At 57.7% G+C, this 16,215-nt stretch carries 13 protein-coding genes; 9 read left to right on the top strand and 4 right to left on the bottom strand.

Going from position 1 to position 16,215, the window contains the following annotated elements; all coding sequences use genetic code 11:
- Positions 1 to 182 precede the first annotated feature (182 nt).
- Positions 183 to 2,033 carry an ABC transporter ATP-binding protein/permease gene (locus tag ABJ076_RS20870; RefSeq protein ID WP_348193413.1) on the top strand — a complete coding sequence of 617 codons (1,851 nt, stop codon included), beginning with the start codon at positions 183 to 185 and terminating at the stop codon, positions 2,031 to 2,033.
- A gap of 189 nt (positions 2,034 to 2,222) precedes the next feature.
- Complete coding sequence (locus ABJ076_RS20875; RefSeq protein ID WP_348193414.1) at positions 2,223 to 4,598, top strand: transketolase; 2,376 nt, start codon at positions 2,223 to 2,225, stop codon at positions 4,596 to 4,598.
- Positions 4,599 to 4,601: 3 nt separating this feature from the next.
- On the opposite strand, the gene ABJ076_RS20880 is transcribed toward ABJ076_RS20875, so the two are convergent.
- A complete protein-coding gene (locus ABJ076_RS20880) occupies positions 4,602 to 5,768 on the bottom strand; it encodes an FAD-binding oxidoreductase (protein WP_348193415.1) in 1,167 nt (388 codons plus the stop codon).
- Positions 5,769 to 6,245: 477 nt separating this feature from the next.
- On the opposite strand from ABJ076_RS20880, the gene ald reads away from it, so the two are divergent.
- The gene (ald, locus tag ABJ076_RS20885) at positions 6,246 to 7,364 is read left to right on the top strand and encodes an alanine dehydrogenase (protein ID WP_348193416.1); all 1,119 of its coding nucleotides are present in this window, start codon (positions 6,246 to 6,248) and stop codon (positions 7,362 to 7,364) included.
- A gap of 19 nt (positions 7,365 to 7,383) precedes the next feature.
- Here ald and ABJ076_RS20890 read toward each other — a convergent pair whose 3' ends face one another.
- Complete coding sequence (locus ABJ076_RS20890; protein ID WP_348193417.1) at positions 7,384 to 8,661, bottom strand: FAD-binding oxidoreductase; 1,278 nt, start codon at positions 8,659 to 8,661, stop codon at positions 7,384 to 7,386.
- Between the two features lie 94 nt (positions 8,662 to 8,755).
- Here ABJ076_RS20890 and ABJ076_RS20895 point away from each other — a divergent pair, with 94 nt between their 5' ends.
- From ABJ076_RS20895 to ABJ076_RS20915, 5 genes are all read left to right on the top strand, one after another.
- Complete coding sequence (locus ABJ076_RS20895) at positions 8,756 to 10,099, top strand: glutamine synthetase family protein (RefSeq protein ID WP_348193418.1); 1,344 nt, start codon at positions 8,756 to 8,758, stop codon at positions 10,097 to 10,099.
- Positions 10,092 to 11,039 (top strand): alpha/beta hydrolase, encoded by a 948-nt coding sequence (locus ABJ076_RS20900; protein ID WP_348193419.1) that lies wholly within the window; start codon positions 10,092 to 10,094, stop codon positions 11,037 to 11,039. The genes ABJ076_RS20895 and ABJ076_RS20900 overlap by 8 nt, the downstream gene beginning before the upstream one ends.
- A 46-nt stretch (positions 11,040 to 11,085) precedes the next feature.
- A complete protein-coding gene (locus ABJ076_RS20905) occupies positions 11,086 to 11,298 on the top strand; it encodes a hypothetical protein (protein ID WP_348193420.1) in 213 nt (70 codons plus the stop codon).
- 124 nt (positions 11,299 to 11,422) lie between these two features.
- The gene (locus ABJ076_RS20910) at positions 11,423 to 11,605 is read left to right on the top strand and encodes a hypothetical protein (protein ID WP_348193421.1); all 183 of its coding nucleotides are present in this window, start codon (positions 11,423 to 11,425) and stop codon (positions 11,603 to 11,605) included.
- A gap of 101 nt (positions 11,606 to 11,706) precedes the next feature.
- The gene (locus ABJ076_RS20915) at positions 11,707 to 12,126 is read left to right on the top strand and encodes a hypothetical protein (protein WP_348193422.1); all 420 of its coding nucleotides are present in this window, start codon (positions 11,707 to 11,709) and stop codon (positions 12,124 to 12,126) included.
- Between the two features lie 58 nt (positions 12,127 to 12,184).
- Here ABJ076_RS20915 and ABJ076_RS20920 read toward each other — a convergent pair whose 3' ends face one another.
- Positions 12,185 to 13,297, bottom strand: coding sequence for an AbrB family transcriptional regulator (locus tag ABJ076_RS20920; protein WP_348193424.1), 1,113 nt, complete (start codon positions 13,295 to 13,297; stop codon positions 12,185 to 12,187).
- 96 nt (positions 13,298 to 13,393) lie between these two features.
- Positions 13,394 to 14,368: a succinylglutamate desuccinylase/aspartoacylase family protein gene (locus tag ABJ076_RS20925; protein ID WP_348193426.1), complete on the bottom strand. Its 975-nt coding sequence runs from the start codon at positions 14,366 to 14,368 to the stop codon at positions 13,394 to 13,396.
- 219 nt (positions 14,369 to 14,587) lie between these two features.
- Between ABJ076_RS20925 and ABJ076_RS20930 the strand changes: the two genes are divergently transcribed.
- The gene (locus tag ABJ076_RS20930) at positions 14,588 to 16,195 is read left to right on the top strand and encodes an ABC transporter substrate-binding protein (RefSeq protein ID WP_348193428.1); all 1,608 of its coding nucleotides are present in this window, start codon (positions 14,588 to 14,590) and stop codon (positions 16,193 to 16,195) included.
- The last annotated feature ends 20 nt before the right edge of the window (positions 16,196 to 16,215 follow it).

Below are 16,215 nucleotides of genomic sequence, written 5' to 3' on the forward strand. Positions count from 1 at the left end.
TTCTTGATGGTGACGGATGCTTCGACTTCAGCCGCGTCTAGCCAGGAAGAAACAAAGGCCGTGAGCAGACTTTGGTGGGCATTGCACAACGATTAGCCTTGCGTCTGCGGCTAATAGTTCGATATTTATCGAACAAAATTTTGAAAAATGGGCTCACTCGATGACGCCCGGCAGGATCATCAATGTCACGTCGACCGACCGCGAACCTCACCGAAGCCGATCCTCCAGCAAATGCCGATTTTGATACGATCAAATCCCTGCTGCCCTATCTCTGGCCTAAGGGACAGTACGAGATGCGGGCGCGGGTGGTTGTGGCGCTTGCTTGCCTGGTTCTTGCCAAGGCGGCCTCAGTCTATGTGCCAATTCTCTACAAGGAAGCGGTCGACCTGATCTCGGGCGACAAATTCGACTTCACGGTCCTATTGTGGATCATTGTTGCTTACGGCATGACGCGACTTGGCCAGCAGGCCTTCGCACAGCTGCGTGAGTTTTTCTTTGCACGAGTTGCCCAGCGGGCGATCCGCTCGGTTGCCATAAAGACGTTCCGGCACCTGCACCGGCTTTCCCTGCGATTTCATCTGGATCGCCAGACCGGTGGGCTGACCCGGGTGATCGAGCGGGGCACGAAGGCGATCGAGTTCCTGCTGAACTTCATGCTCTTCAATATCCTGCCTACGTTGTTCGAGATTTTTCTGGTCTGCGGCGTGCTCTGGTGGATGTTCGACTTTCGCTATGCCATCGCTACCTTTGGGACGATCTTCTCCTACATCACCTTCACCATGCTGGTGACCGAATGGCGGCTGAAGATCCGGCGCCGGATGAATACGATGGATAACCGCGCGAACACCCGCGCGGTCGACAGCCTGCTGAATTACGAGACGGTCAAATATTTCGGCAACGAGACGCATGAGGAAGAACGCTACGACCGCTCCATGCGGAGCTATGAGGACGCGGCGGTACAAAGTCGAACCAGCCTGTCACTGGTCAATGTTGGGCAGGGTGGAATCATCGCCGTTGGATTGATGGTCGTCATGGCGCTCGCTGGCGGGGACATCGCGGCGGGCAAGGCGACGATCGGCGATTTCGTCATGGTGAACACTTACCTGATCCAGCTTTATATGCCGTTGAATTTCCTTGGTTTCGTCTATCGTGAGATCAAGCAGTCCCTGACGGATATGCAGCAGATGTTCTTGCTGCTCGATGAGGAGGCGGAGATTGAGGACGCGGCGGACGCGAAAGACCTTGTGGTCGAGAAAGGCGCGGTTCGGTTCGAGAATGTGAGGTTCGGTTATTCAACCGATCGCGGCATTCTAAAAGGCATCAGTTTTGATGTGCCGGCTGGCAAAACCGTTGCGCTGGTTGGCCCGAGCGGCGCTGGAAAATCGACGATCTCCCGGCTGCTGTTCCGCTTCTACGATATCGACGACGGTGGCATCCTGATTGACCGCCAGGACATTCGTTCTGTTACTCAAGCGAGCCTGAGGCGGGCTATCGGGATCGTTCCGCAGGACACGGTGCTGTTCAACGATACAATTTACTACAACATCGCCTACGGTCGGCCCGATGCAAGCACAGCCGAAATCGAAGAGGCTGCCCGACTGGCTCGCATCCATGATTTCATCGTCAGTCTGCCGGACGGATACGAAAGCACGGTTGGCGAGCGCGGCCTGAAACTCTCCGGTGGTGAAAAGCAACGCGTTGCAATTGCCCGGACATTGCTGAAACAGCCGAAGATCTTCCTCTTTGACGAAGCAACCTCTGCGCTTGACAGCCAGACGGAAAAGGCGATCCAGAACAGTCTCTCCGAGGTCAGCGAGAACTACACGACCCTGGTCATCGCACACCGACTTTCAACGGTGGTCGACGCGCATGAGATCATCGTATTGCGTGAGGGCGAGATCGCCGAGCGCGGCAATCATGATTCACTGTTCTCGCAGGACGGAATCTATGCGGCGATGTGGCGGCAGCAGATGCGGGACGAGTCGGTGACGGAGCGTGATGAAAGTCTGAGCGTGGTGAAGGCCAACGCCTAAAACTTCTTTATCGATATGCGGGTCCAGATTGTTGAGGCAGTGATTGTAATAAACTGCGGCTTTGACCGGGAAGATCAGGTGGCTGGATAGTCGGATCAGACAGATCATTGCGAACTTGCCGCCCCCTATCGACGGATTATTTCGTAAACCCCATAGTCGTCGCGAACAGTCCGTTTTCTGGAGGCCGTCATGGGCCTGGTAGAGCCGAAGAACAAGATCGAAACCCTGCGTGAGCTGGAGAAGAAGGTTCTCTGGCTTGCCATGTGGATGATCCATAACGCCAACCATCTCCGGCCGTCACGCGACGGGATCAAGGTCGGCGGGCACCAGGCCTCCTGCGCGTCCGTTGCGACGTTGATGACGGCGCTCTATTTTGACGTCCTGAAGCCGCAGGACCGGGTTGCGGTTAAGCCGCATGCAAGCCCGATCTTCCATGCCATCCAGTACATGATGGGACGGCAGGATCAGTCTGCGCTGGAGAGATTCCGGGCTCTGGGTGGTGCGCAATCCTATCCCTCGCGCACCAAGGACCGGGACGAGGTGGATTTCTCCACCGGGTCCGTGGGGCTCGGTGTCGCGATGACGCTATTCGCCTCGATGGTGCAGGATTATGTGCGGCTTCATCACCTTGTGCAGGACCAGGGCCTGCAGCAGCAACCCGCCGGCCGAATGATCGCCGTCATGGGCGATGCGGAACTGGACGAGGGCAATATCTACGAAGCCATGCTGGAAGGCTGGAAGTACGACGTCCGTAATCTCTGGTGGGTGATCGACTACAACCGCCAGAGCTTGGACGGTGTGGTCTCGGACGGGTTGTTCCAGAAGATCCGGCAGTTCTTCGGCACGGTCGACTGGAACGTCAACATGCTGAAATACGGCAAAAAGCTGGAGCGGGTGTTCCAGCAGCCAGGTGGTGAGGCGCTGCGGAACTGGATCGACGAATGCCCGAATGATCTCTATAGCGCGCTGACTTTCAAGGGGCAGGTTGGAGGCGACAGCACGTGGCGTGATAACCTGAAGCGCGACCTGCACGGGGTCAAAGGCATCAAGTCGATCCTCGACGATCATGACGATGAGAGCCTGCACGCGCTGATGACCAACCTCGCCGGACATGACATGGAAGCGGTGCTGGATGCCTTTCACGGAGTTAAGGGCGACAGCCCTCAATGTTTCATCGCCTATACGGTGAAGGGCTTCAACACGCCGCTCGCCGGGCATAAGGACAATCATGCGGGCCTGATGACACCGGATCAGATGGAACTGTTCCGGTCCCATATGGGCGTGCCGGAAGGGGACGAGTGGGACCCGTTTGCCAATCTCGACATGCCGGCGGAAGAGGTGCGGGACTATCTCGCTAGCGTTTCCTTTAATCGGGGCGGATCGCGCATTCATCATGCAGCCAAAGTGGAGCTGCCCGAGAGTATCGTGCCGAAGCGTGCCGCAAGGACATCGACGCAGCAGGCTTTCGGTGCCGTGTTGAACGAGCTGGCGCGCGGCAATTCGGCGCTCGCCTCTCGCATCGTCACCACGTCGCCGGATGTAACGGTTTCGACCAATCTCGGCCCCTGGGTGAATCAACGCGGGATCTTCAGTCTCGACATGCGGAACGATGTGTTCCGGGACGAAAAGGTGGCTTCGGCGCAGAAATGGCTGCGGCATGGCGGCGGGCAGCATTTCGAGCTCGGCATTGCAGAGAGTAATCTTTTCCTGATGCTGGCTTCGCTCGGCCTGTCCGGTCCGTTGTTCGGCACGCGGCTTTTGCCGGTAGGTACGCTTTACGATCCGTTCATCGCGCGTGGTCTCGATTCCCTGAATTACGCCTGTTACCAGGGTGCCCGGTTCATGGTGGTAGCAACGCCGTCGGGTATCTCGCTCGCTCCTGAAGGTGGGGCGCACCAATCGGTTTCGACGCCGTTGATCGGCATGGGCCAGTCGGGCCTGCTCAGCTTCGAGCCAGCCTATGCCGACGAGGTGGCCGAAATCATGGCCTGGGGCTTCAATTACATGCAGGCGGAGGATGGCGGCGCTGTCTATCTGCGGCTGTCCACGCGTCCTCAGGAACAGCCAGACCGGGAGATGAATGCTGATCTTCGGCACGACATCGTCTCCGGGGGGTATTGGCTGCGCGAGCCGGATCCTAAGGCGCCCGCTGTCATCGTCTATACCGGTGCGGTCGTTCCGGAAGTATTGCAGGCGCGTGAGATGCTGGAGGAGGAACTACCGGGTGTCGGTGTGCTCGCGGTCACCAGTGCAGACCGGCTCTATGCGGATTGGCAGGAACGGGTCCGCCGCCCGGACGCGCCCGTCCCGCATCTGGAAAAGCTGATGGGCGGGCTCGGCCCGGAAACCCGGATTATCACTGTGCAGGATGGCCATCCGGCGAACCTGAGCTGGATCGGCAGCGCGCTCGGCCGGCGATTGTTCCCGCTTGGTGTCACTTCGTTCGGTCAATCCGGCGATCTTCCGGATCTCTACGAGACCCACGGCATTGACGCCGAAGCGATCATGGATGCGGTTGCGGCTGCCTGCGTCGACACGGCGCGTGGCACGCCGATGGCAGTTTAAGCCTCATGCAAACACTGCTTTCAGTTTGAACCGGGGGACCGGATGGTCCCAGTCTCCGCCCTCAACCAGCCGGGCGGCGGCGTAACCCCAGTCGTCTGACCCTTTGGCCCCCTTGCCATTGCCACAGATGGCGACTGCAAGCCGGTCGCCGGCAACGTAGTCGATATAGGGCAGGCCCGTGGCGCTGTACGTGGTGACGCAGGTATCGGTGTGCCGGTCCGGGCATTCCTTCAACACTGGAATAAGACCTTCGAAGACGTCGGTAAGTTCAAGCCGATTACGCTCTGAGCCTTTCGATTTGAACCAGTCTGTCAGGTCGTCGACGCTTGCCAGTTGGGGGTCGGCTTCTGTTCCAATGCCGATTTTCACATAGAAATTTCCGTCCGGATACCGGATCGGAGGCACGATGTAAGAGCCGGCATATCCATCGATAATGGTTGGCATTGCCTGCAATGCTTCTGCTGCGGGCTCGGTAACCTTGATGAGCAAGACGGTACGGCCATAGACCGTGGTGGCGAGCTGCCTCGGCAGCAGTTTCATGGCAGTCGTATAGCCGCCTGTCGCCATCAGGACTCTTTCCGCCGTAAGGGTTTGCCCGTCATCCGTAGAGACGCTGACATGGCCACTTTGGACATCGATCTTGGTAACGGCGGAGCGGATGATTTCGGCGCCTTGTTTCGCGGCGATATTTGTCTGGGCCCTGATCAGAGCGCGCGGGCTGATATGGCCGGCTGTTGCCGTCTCCCTAATTCCCGAGCAATCGTCGGGCAGTGTGAGGTAGGGGTAGAGCTCGCGCATTTCATTCGCGCCGATCACGGTGGCGTTCCCGCCATTCTCTCGCGCCAGAGTTACGGAAGGTTTGATGTCTGGATCTTCTGAGCCGACGATTTTAAGAAAGCCTGCCGGTGTGAAGAAAGTGACGCCGCTCTCGGCCTCGATTTCCGGATAACGGCCGATTGAGCGGGCGGCAGTCACCGACCATTCGGGCTCCGGATCGAAAATCCGGGTCAGGCGACCTTCGTCGTAATGGCTGCCGAATACGCCTGAGTGAGTTTGCCTGTCCGACGGCTCATCCGGGCCAATAATGGCGACCCCATCCTGCCAGGAGGAAAGATGGCGAGCGGCTGCGGAGCCGATCAGGCCTCGGCCCACGATGATATGGCGGTACATGAAATACTCTCCGGTAGACTCAGAACCGGAATCCTAGTGCCGAGCGTGGATTACTTCCAGTGTTCGTGTCGTACCGGCGTGAACAACGATCGTTCAAGAACGAACGGATAGCAGGATCAAATGCAGCTCCGGTCAAACCACCAGGTGCGGCAATGCCGCCGTGAGCCAGACCAGAACATTGAAAACAATCGCGCCGAGGACGACGCAAGAGCGTTTCAGATTTCCAACTTCCATGGCCATGACCTTCTCCCCCGTGTCACTCAGCTGTCTGGAACAGACGAACAAAGACACCCTGATGTGAACAACCTAGGAGCCGTTCGACATTCCGACAAAAGAAATCATCGTGATCAATCGTGACCGTATTGTGGCGAGAAAAGACCAGCTATCGTTGAGCTAGTATCCCTAAATTGACAGTGTGGAGCGCGAGTTCGACAGAGTGTTGGGAAACTGCATCAAATTTCAATCAGGGAGGACACCATGCTGATTGGCGTGCCCAGGGAAATAAAGTCGGATGAAAACCGGGTCGGACTTATCCCTTCCAGCGTCCGGGAACTGGTTCATCACGGTCATAAGGTTCTTGTCGAGACCCATGCCGGCTACGGCATCGGCCTCGACGACGACCGGTATGTCGCCGCTGGGGCAAAGATCGCGGAAACAGCGAAGGAGGTCTTCGCCAAGGCGGATATGATCGTCAAGGTGAAGGAGCCGCAGGCGATCGAATGCGAGATGCTGCGCGATGGCCAAATCCTTTTCACCTACCTGCATCTTGCACCGGATCTGGCCCAAACCAATGGGCTGGTGGAAAGCGGTGCGGTTGCTATTGCTTATGAGACTGTAACCAATGCACGGGGCGGATTGCCTTTGCTGGCGCCCATGAGCGAAGTCGCAGGGCGGATGGCGATACAAGCCGGAGCTCATTGCCTTGAGAAAGCGCAAGGCGGCAGCGGAACCCTGCTTGGCGGTGTGCCCGGTGTTCCGGCGGGGAATGTCGTCGTCATCGGTGGCGGCGTGGTCGGTACCAACGCAGCGCGCATGGCGATGGGGCTTGAAGCCAAAGTGACTGTCATCGACCGGAGCCTTGAGCGGTTGTACGAGCTTGATCTCCAGTTCGGGCCGATGCTGAACACGATCTATTCGACAGTGGATGCGATTGAAGAGCATGTGATGGCTGCCGATCTCGTGGTCGGTGCCGTGCTGGTCCCAGGGGCTGCCGCGCCGAAACTGGTCACGGACGCGCTGGTCGCCAAGATGCAGCGCGGCTCAGTGCTTGTCGATGTCGCAATCGATCAAGGCGGTTGCTTCGAGACCTCGCGCGCGACGACCCACCGTGAGCCGACATACCTGGTCCATGACGTGGTCCATTATTGCGTCGCCAATATGCCGGGAGGTGTGGCGCGGACATCGACCTTTGCGTTGAACAACGCGACGCTGCCGTTCGTTCTGGCTTTGGCGGACAAAGGGCATCGGCAAGCCCTTGCCGACGATCCGCACCTTATGCAGGGGCTGAACGTTCACTGTGGTGATATCACCTACAAGGCGGTCGCGGACGCGCATGGCATGGCGTTCAGGACACCACAGGAAGCACTTGGGCTGTAGAGGGTATTCCGGACAGCGTTTATTTCGACAGCCCGAGCACATCCCTCATTTTGAACCAGGCCATGCCTAGGGCAAGCAGGGCTGTGCGGGCGGGGCCCCCGGGGAAGCGTAGATTGGGGAGGCGGGCGAACATATCGAGCCTTTCGGCATCGACCGCCACTGCTTCGGCGATGATCTTGCCCGCAAAGCCGGTGAGGGCCAGGCCGTGCCCGGAGAAACCCTGCGCGTAGTAGATATTGTTTCCGACCCGCCCGAAGTCGGGCATCCGGCTGGTGGTGATGGCGATTTTTCCGGACCAGGCGTGGTCGATCGCAACCTCGCTCAATTCCGGATAGACCTTGCCGATCTGCCGGCGCAGTGCATTGGCCGCATTTGTGATCGGGCGGCCTGAATAACTGGCGATCCCGCCGAATAGCAGCCGGTTGTCGACTGTCTTACGGAAATAGTTGAGTGCAGTATTGCAGTCTGCGACGGCCTCTTTGCCGGGCAGAATACGGGAGGTCTGATCGGCGCTCAACGGGGCCGTGGCGGCAACGGCGCTGAGCACGGGGGCAACGCGGTAGCTGATTTCCGGCACGAGTTCGTCGAGATACGCATTGCCGGCCAGCACCAGTATGCGCGCTTTGACCCGGCTGGTATCGGTTTCGATTGTGACTGTCGCGCCCTTCCGGATTGCGATGGCCCGGCTTTCCTCGAAGAGTCGGGCTCCCGCAGTCTGAGCAGCTTGTGCCAGGCCGTAGAGGTAGCCGAGCGGGTTCATGTGCCCGCTGCCGTGTTCCAGCAATGACGCGCAGTAAAGTTGTGAGCCGGTTGCCGCTTGCGTCTCGGCGCGGTTCAGCATTTTGAGATCGGTGAAGCCGTAGGTTTTCGACCAGGACTCGGCCATCTCTTCTAGGCCGCGCTCCTGCCGGTTGTTGAGAGCTGCGTGAATATAGCCGCGCCGGTAATCCGCCTTGATGGCGTGGCGGGCAATGCGGACCTGTATATCCTCGATGGCCTCGTTGGCCATAACCCAGAAGCGCTGCGCCGCCTCAAGCCCGGCTGCGCGTTCGAATACCTCCATGCCGCTGCTATAGCCCATGCAGATCTGACCGCCATTGCGGCCCGACGCCCCGTCGCCGATCCTCCCGGCTTCCAGCAGGACCGCGTCGTATCCGCGCTCCGCCAGATGCAGTGCGGCGGACACTCCCGTCAAGCCGCCGCCGATAACGCAGATATCGGCTTCTATTTCATCTGTGAGTCGCGGACGCTGCTCGTGTTGGGATGTGAATGCGTGGTAATAGGTTGCGGAAGTCATCGCACTTGCCCGTTCTCGGTATATCGGAGCCCTACCATGCTTGTCGGCCCTGGGCGAGCTGCATGATCATGTCGAAACGGCTTACGGAGCATCTATGTCAGTCGATCTTAAATCCTGGATCAGTGATAGGCGGATAACGGAAGTCGAATGCATGGTTTCGGACCATGCCGGTATCCCCCGCGGCAAGATCCTGCCTGCGGCTAAATTTCTGGACGGGATTGGAGAACGCGGTCTGCGCTTGCCGGAGGGCATCTTTGGTCAGGATGTGACCGGCAGCTATATAGAAGAGAAGGATTTGGACCCGCGCCGCAGTGATGTGTTCCTGGTGCCGCAGGCGGATACTGTGCGCGTGGTCCCCTGGTACAAGGAGCCTACGGCCCAGATTATCAACGACGCCTACTATCAGGACGGTCGTCCGGTTGATATATCGCCGCGCATGGTGTTGAAAAAGATCCTGCAGCTTTATGCGGATAAGGGCTGGCGGCCGGTCGTTGCACCGGAGCTGGAATTCTTCCTCGTAAAGGTGAACCCCGATCCGGATTATCCGCTCGAGCCGCCGGTCGGCCGTTCAGGGCGTCCAGAGACTGCGCGCCAGGCTTTTGGCATTGACGCAGTGAACGAGTTCGACCCCCTGTTTGAGGATATCTACGACTATTGCGAGGCGCAGGAGATCGACATCGATACGCTGAGCCATGAATCCGGCGCCGCGCAGATGGAGATCAATTTCAACCATGGTGATGCGCTTGACCTTGCGGATCAGACCTTCCTGTTCAAGCGGACGGTCCGGCAGGCGGCGCTGGACCACGGCGTCTACGCCACCTTCATGGCAAAACCCATGCAGGACGAGCCGGGCAGTGCGATGCATGTGCACCAGAGTCTCTATGATGTGACCAGCGGTCGGAACCTCTTCGCGAATGAGGATGGCAGCCATTCCGAGGATTTTCTGCACTTCATCGGCGGTTTGCAGAAATACCTGCCTGCGGCCCTGCCGTTTCTTGCGCCGTACGTGAATTCATACCGGCGTCTTATCCCGGACAGCGATGCGCCGATCAACATGCATTGGGGCGTCGATAACAGGACCACGGGCCTACGTGTGCCTGTCTCGCCGCCAAACCAGCGGCGTGTGGAAAACCGGGTCGCCGGTGCGGACGTTAATCCCTACCTGGCATTGGCGGCTTCCCTGGCGTGCGGCTATCTCGGACTTGTCGAGAAGATCGAGCCTTCCGCGCCAATTGAGACCAGCGCCTATTCGCTTGCCGCGAAATTGCCGCGCCATCTGGAAGACGCATTGTTGCGGCTGAACCGGGCCAAGCCGCTGAAGGAAATTATGGGGCAGCGTTTTGTCGATGTCTTCACGTCCGTGAAGCTTGCGGAATCAGCAGCCTATCAGAAGGTCATCAGTGCCTGGGAGCGGGAGTATTTGCTCCTCAATGTCTGATTCAGGTGAATTGGGGCTGGTCCCTACAATTGAAAGTACTGGCGGTACAGAAGAGGTTTCCGAGATGGCGGACGGGGTCCGGATCCGCATCGCCCGGTTCCCCGAGCCGAAGGGGAAAGGGGCTGGCACTGTTCTGATGCTGGCCGGCTTCACCGAGTTCATCGAGAAGGGGCTGGAGAGCATCGCGGCTCTCCGCGCGCGCGGTTACGGTGTCATAACGTTCGACTGGCGCGGGCAGGGACTTTCCGACCGGTTGTTACCCCATCGCCGCAAGGGCCACATCCCCGATATGCAGCATTTCCTCAACGATCTGGAGGAAGTCATACGGATTACGCGGTTTGCGGAGTTGCCGGGGCCGCATGTGATCATGGGGCACTCCATGGGCGGGCATCTGGCCTTGCGTGCGGCACACGATCATCCGGATCTCTTTGAACGGGCTATTCTGTGCGCTCCAATGGCCGATATTCTTACCGGAACATGGCCGCGAGTGGCTGCCTACGGGGTGGCCAAAACGGCGGTACGTCTAGGTCTGGGGGAATGCTTCATTCCGGGAGCAGGTCCTTACGTGCCCGGACAGATGAGCTATGAAAACAATCCGTTGACCACGGATAGAGCCCGCTTCGAGCGAATTCATGAACAGATCAAGATCAACCCGGATGTTGCCCTGGGCGGGCCGACTTTTGCCTGGGTTTACTCGGCGTTCAGGTCGATCCGGTTGGTGAAGCGACCCTCTTATCTCTCGCAGATCCGCATTCCGGTGCTGATCCTGAGCGCTGGCCGCGAGCGGATCGTCAGCAATGCAGGGCAGAGGGATGTCGCGGCGATGTTGCCGGATGCTCGGCTCGTCAGCTTTGCCGAGGGTGCGCACGAGTTGCTGCTGGAATGTGATGCGGTGCGGCATGCGGTCTGGGCCGAGATTGACGGCTTCCTGGAGTGTTAATCTCAATCAGACTAACGCTTATGCTGTATGCGTTCCGGATCCACCGGTGCTCTTTCCAGTCAGGAGCGTCCCCATCGGTGCAAGAGCTAGTGCAAGCCCTGAAGCAGCGGTCCTGTTTGTCGACCTGATGATCGGAGACCTTCAGATCCGGCGTGTGATCGGTGTGCTGGGGGAGCTAACGGCGGATCAGATCACCAAACGGGCGCATACGTCTTTTGCCGCTTTTCTGGAGCTAGGCGGGATGCCTGAAGGAGCTTAATCCGTTTCAGATCATTGAACGGATTGTTCGCGAATAGGCTTAGGTACATGGCTTTCTCTTCGCCTGCCCATATGTTTTGATATCCGTGAGGGACGTACGAAAACGTACTACTGGAGGAAACGCCATGCTCTTGATCGAACGGGTATTCGTCAGATTCACGATCTGGCTTTGCGATCTTATGGACCTGACCCAGGTCGATATTGACCAGTACAAGCAGCGTGAATTGGGCATCAGGGCTGTGCCGAACCATGCTGAAAGTATGGAAGCCGCGAGACGGGCTCAGCTCGTCGTGCGCTTCAAGAGGTAGAGGAAGCACTCTTGATGTCCGCGGTTATGTTTATTTTTTGAATGGCGGTTGTGTTAAGACTTAAACTATTGATTGAGCGAAAATTTGAGAGGGCACAATAAATGACGATGCGCCCGCACGGTTATCGTGAAATCTGGACGGAAGGACGTATTTTCTTTTCTAGAAATTCGGGCCCCTTCAATTTGGAACTGTTTCAGAAGGCGGGTGAAGAGTCGCGCGCGGAGCGCATACGCCTTACGAAATCGGGTCCATGGGGCTCTATAGCGATTGTGAACGACAATGTGATGTTCACGCCGGATGCGCTTGATTTGCTCAGGCGTAATCTAGCCGATCAAGAGCGCAATGCGAATCTCGTGGCTGCAGCTTTTGTTGTTCCTCCGGAGACGGAGGGACGGCTGTTCTGCGAGGGAATATTCTCTCCAATCTATGCCGGGGCCGGGGCGGAATTTCGACTCTTCGAGACGCTAGAGCCGGCCAAAACCTGGGTCACCGGGATGATCGAATCGGCGGCTGGTCGATAGCTTTCCAAACCAGTGATTTATTACCGAGTGCAATCTCACCATTCGACGAACCAAACTCTTACCATAACCATCGCCGGATCATTCGAAACGCGAGCGGTGCCAAGATGACGATGAAGGCAATTCGGAACAGATGGTGGGTGGCAACAAAGGCCACATCTTGCCCGATACCCAGAGCGACCATGCTCATCTCCGCCAGTCCGCCCGGGGCGTAGGCCAGCACCAGAACGTACCAGGGCAGACCGGTAATATCCTGCAAAAACAATCCGGCTCCTACGGCTGTAACCAGCAAAATGACCGAGGCGCCGAAAGAGGTTCGGATGATCTTCAGGACTTCACTGACGGCCGTGCCGGCGAAGCGGCAGCCAACGCCGGTGCCGAGGACAACCTGAGCAGCGGCAATGAGCATGCTCGGCGGCGCGCTTTTGCTGAGTCCGGTCAGATGGATGGCCATGCTCAGCACCATGGCGCCAAGTAGTGGTGCTGCTGGAAGCTTCAGGCGCATGGCGATGATCGGTCCGATCACCGCGCAGCCGGCCATCAAGGCCCATTCATGGAGTGGCAGGTCGAATCCGGAACCGGGCGGCAGCATGCCGGTCTGCGGGGTATAGCCGCCGAACATCCGGAACAGGAACGGAATGATCATCACGACAATCAGGATACGGGAGGCATGGGTCAGGGCAATGATCCTGTCATCCCCGCCCATCGCTTTGCCGACGATCACCATTTCGTTCAGGCCGCCGGGGGATGATGAGAAATACGCGGTGACCGGATCATATTTGGCATAACGCCGAAGAAAAAGCAGGACCAGAACCAGCGCAACCACGCCATAGACGAGCAGGCCGGCCACGGAAATCGCCCACTTACCGATATGGTCCAGCAAAGACGGCGAGAAAGCGCTTCCGAGCATTACCCCGAGAATGGCGACCATGGCCATGCGCAAGCTGGACGGCAGGCTGATCTTGAGGCCGGCGATGGAGCCAATCGTCGTCGAGACCATGGCCCCCATCATCCAGGGCAGAGGCAGCTTCAGATAAGCGAAGAGGAAACCGCCCGCACTTCCGATAGCGAGGGCTAGCAGCGCGCCGGGCAGATCTGTCGGTTTTCTCTCTTTGTGAGGGGAGTCTTTGACGGAATTGTGGGCTGGTGCGTCGGGCGCCTTGGCTTCGGTCAATTATTAACTCGCTTCGGCAGTGGCCGAACGCTTTCTTGAAAGTCTGTGTATTTACATAACGGGGCGGGACAGCAATCTTAGAGCCATTCGTTGTCTTTATTCAATAAATCGACCGAGTCTGACTGCTGTCAGGCCGAGGCTCAGGCGCCTGGACGGCATGACAAGGACGCAATTGTCATGCGGCGTTCGTATGGATTTGTGGCCGTCGACACCGATTTCCGTGCCTGCCTTCGGGATAACTTCCATGCCCATATAATCGTCGTGGAAAGAGAAGGACTCCGTCGTGACCGTTATCAACTCTGTGATCTCGATAACGGTTTGAGAAGGTGCGACGGGCTGGACGACATGGCGTTCCAGGAGGGCGTCGTCGATCATCTCCATTGCATGCAGAAAGCGATATGTGACATCTACTGCGACATTGGCGGCGGAGCGGGACCAGTGCTGCCCACATTCGACCAGTAGGGATGTGCGCGGGTCTGCGTGATCGTCGAAGAAGGTGTAATCGCGCATTCTGCGGCCGGAAGCGTGGCCTGCGTCGTGAACGATCAGGCGCGGTACGCCGACCTTTTCGGCAAGACGTCGCCCTTTCTCATGGCGCCCGGCCAGAACAAGCGGTTCGGTTGCGTTCTGCATGGAGTGAATGTCCAGCAGGACATCGGCTTCATCGACGATCGGGCGGATCTCGCGCGCTCTTGCTCTTTCAAGGCTGTGGCTGTCTCTATCCAGAATATCAAGATCCCAGACTCGATTAAAATCTTCGTCAATGAATCGAGAGAATGCCGGGTAGTCGGCCCGGAATTCAGCATTGGCCGCCGCGTTGCAAAAGCCGAGTGTGAGTGACCCGACGAGCGGTCGAACATCGTTCCGGAACAGGTGATCCAATGCGATAGCGCCGCAAAGCTCGTTGCCATGCACAAGGGCGGTGATCAGAACGTTCGGCCCGGGAACGCCGGATTCGAATGTGGTGAAATAGGGTATTCCGCGATTGCCGTCTCTGTATGAGGAAATATCCGGAGCCTCTATTTCCACGGGATAGTGGATCGGGGCGGTTGCCGGGACTACGTCAAACATACGCGATTTCCTTAATTGGTGCGCTCCGAGCAGGCATCCGGTTTACCCTATGATGGTAAACCGAAGACTTTCCCGGCGGCAAGTTGTCAGGGGCTGATTTGGTGTGTCCAGCACTCTTGCCGCATTTCCCTTTATGGGCCATTCTCCCCGGATCAAATGGCACCGGAACAATATCAAACCGGGGCAAAATCAAATTGTGATGTTGAACAGGAGGCAGGGATGAAGGCACTGCGCAAGCTAGGCCTTGCGGCCGTGGCGTTGTCCGCGATGACCGCAAATGTGATGGCGGCCGATATCGTTATTGGTATCCGGTCCGAGCCGTCCTCAATGGACCCGTATTTTCACAACCTGACACCGAACAACGCCATGATCGGTCAGGTGTTTTCTCGTCTGGTTGACTTCGATGCGAAGCAGCAGATTTTTGGCAGCATCGCCGAGTCATGGAAGCCGGTGAATGATACCACTTGGGAATTCAAGCTGCGTAAAGGCCTGAAGTTCCACGATGGTTCTGATCTGACGGTTGACGACGTTATCTATTCCTTCGAGCGGGCTGATGGGTACGAAGGCGGTAATTCCAGTTTCCGGACCTATACCAAGGGCAAGAAGCTGGTGAAGGTCGACGATCTGACTTTGCATATCGTCACCGAAAGGCCGTATCCGCTGATGGCTAATGACATGACGACAGTCATGATCATGTCCTCGGATGCCAAAGGCACGGATAGCTCCGGCAAGAACAAAGGGATATCCGCAAAGGACTTCAACGACGGTTTGGCTACAATCGGTTCGGGTCCCTACAAGTTCGTTGAGTGGAAGAAGGGTGAGCACATCATCCTTGAGAAGTTCGACGGATATGTTGGTGAAATCGCCCAGCCGTGGGACAAGGTGACCTTCAAGTTCATCAAGTCCGAGCCGGCTCGCGTGGCGGCCCTGCTCGCGGGTGACGTCGATGCCATCGACAATGTGCCGACGATTGATGTCGAGCGCATGAAGAAGGATCCGCGGGTTACCGTCAGTTCCGGTATCTCGAACCGTGTGATTTACCTGCACATGGATCAGTTCCGCGAAGACTCGCCGTTTGTGACTGCCAAGGATGGCAGCAAGATCAAGAACCCGCTGCTGGATCCGCGTGTCCGCAAGGCACTTTCCAAAATGATTAACCGGAAAGCGATCGTGAAGCGGGTGATGGAAGGCGTTGCTATTCCTGCCGGCCAGTTGCTGCCGGAAGGTTTCTTCGGCGTTTCACCGAATCTTGACGTTGAAGCCTATGATCCGGCTGGCGCCAAAAAATTGCTGGCGGAGGCGGGCTACCCGGATGGCTTTGCTCTGACAATTCATGGCCCGAACGACCGCTACATCAACGACGCCAAGATACTCGAGGCGATTGGCCAGCTGTTCACCGGTAACGGTATTCCGACCAAGGTCGAGACCATGACCAAGAACGTCTTCTTCAAGCGGGCGTCCTCTGGTGCAGAAGGCCTGCCGGAATTCAGCTTTGTGCTGGTCGGTTGGGGCTCCGGCACCGGTGAAGCGTCTTCTCCGATCAAGTCGCTTCTGGCAACGCACGACAAGTCCAAGGGTATGGGGGCGTCCAACCGTGGCCGTCATTCCAACCCGAAGATGGATGCTCTCTTACTTGAAGCTCTCGCGACGGTAGACGATACGAAGCGCGCTGAGCTTCTGGCGAAGGCTACGGACATGGGCATTGGTGAAGACCAGGGCATCATTCCGTTGCACTATCAGGTTAACACTTGGGCCACGAAGAAGGGCCTGAAGTACAATCCGCGCACTGACGAGCGTACGATCGCTTCGGACTACGTGCCGGAATAAAGGAAATACGAATTGCAGCC

The organism is Nisaea sp., from assembly GCF_039990255.1.
GTDB lineage: Bacteria > Pseudomonadota > Alphaproteobacteria > Thalassobaculales > Thalassobaculaceae > Nisaea.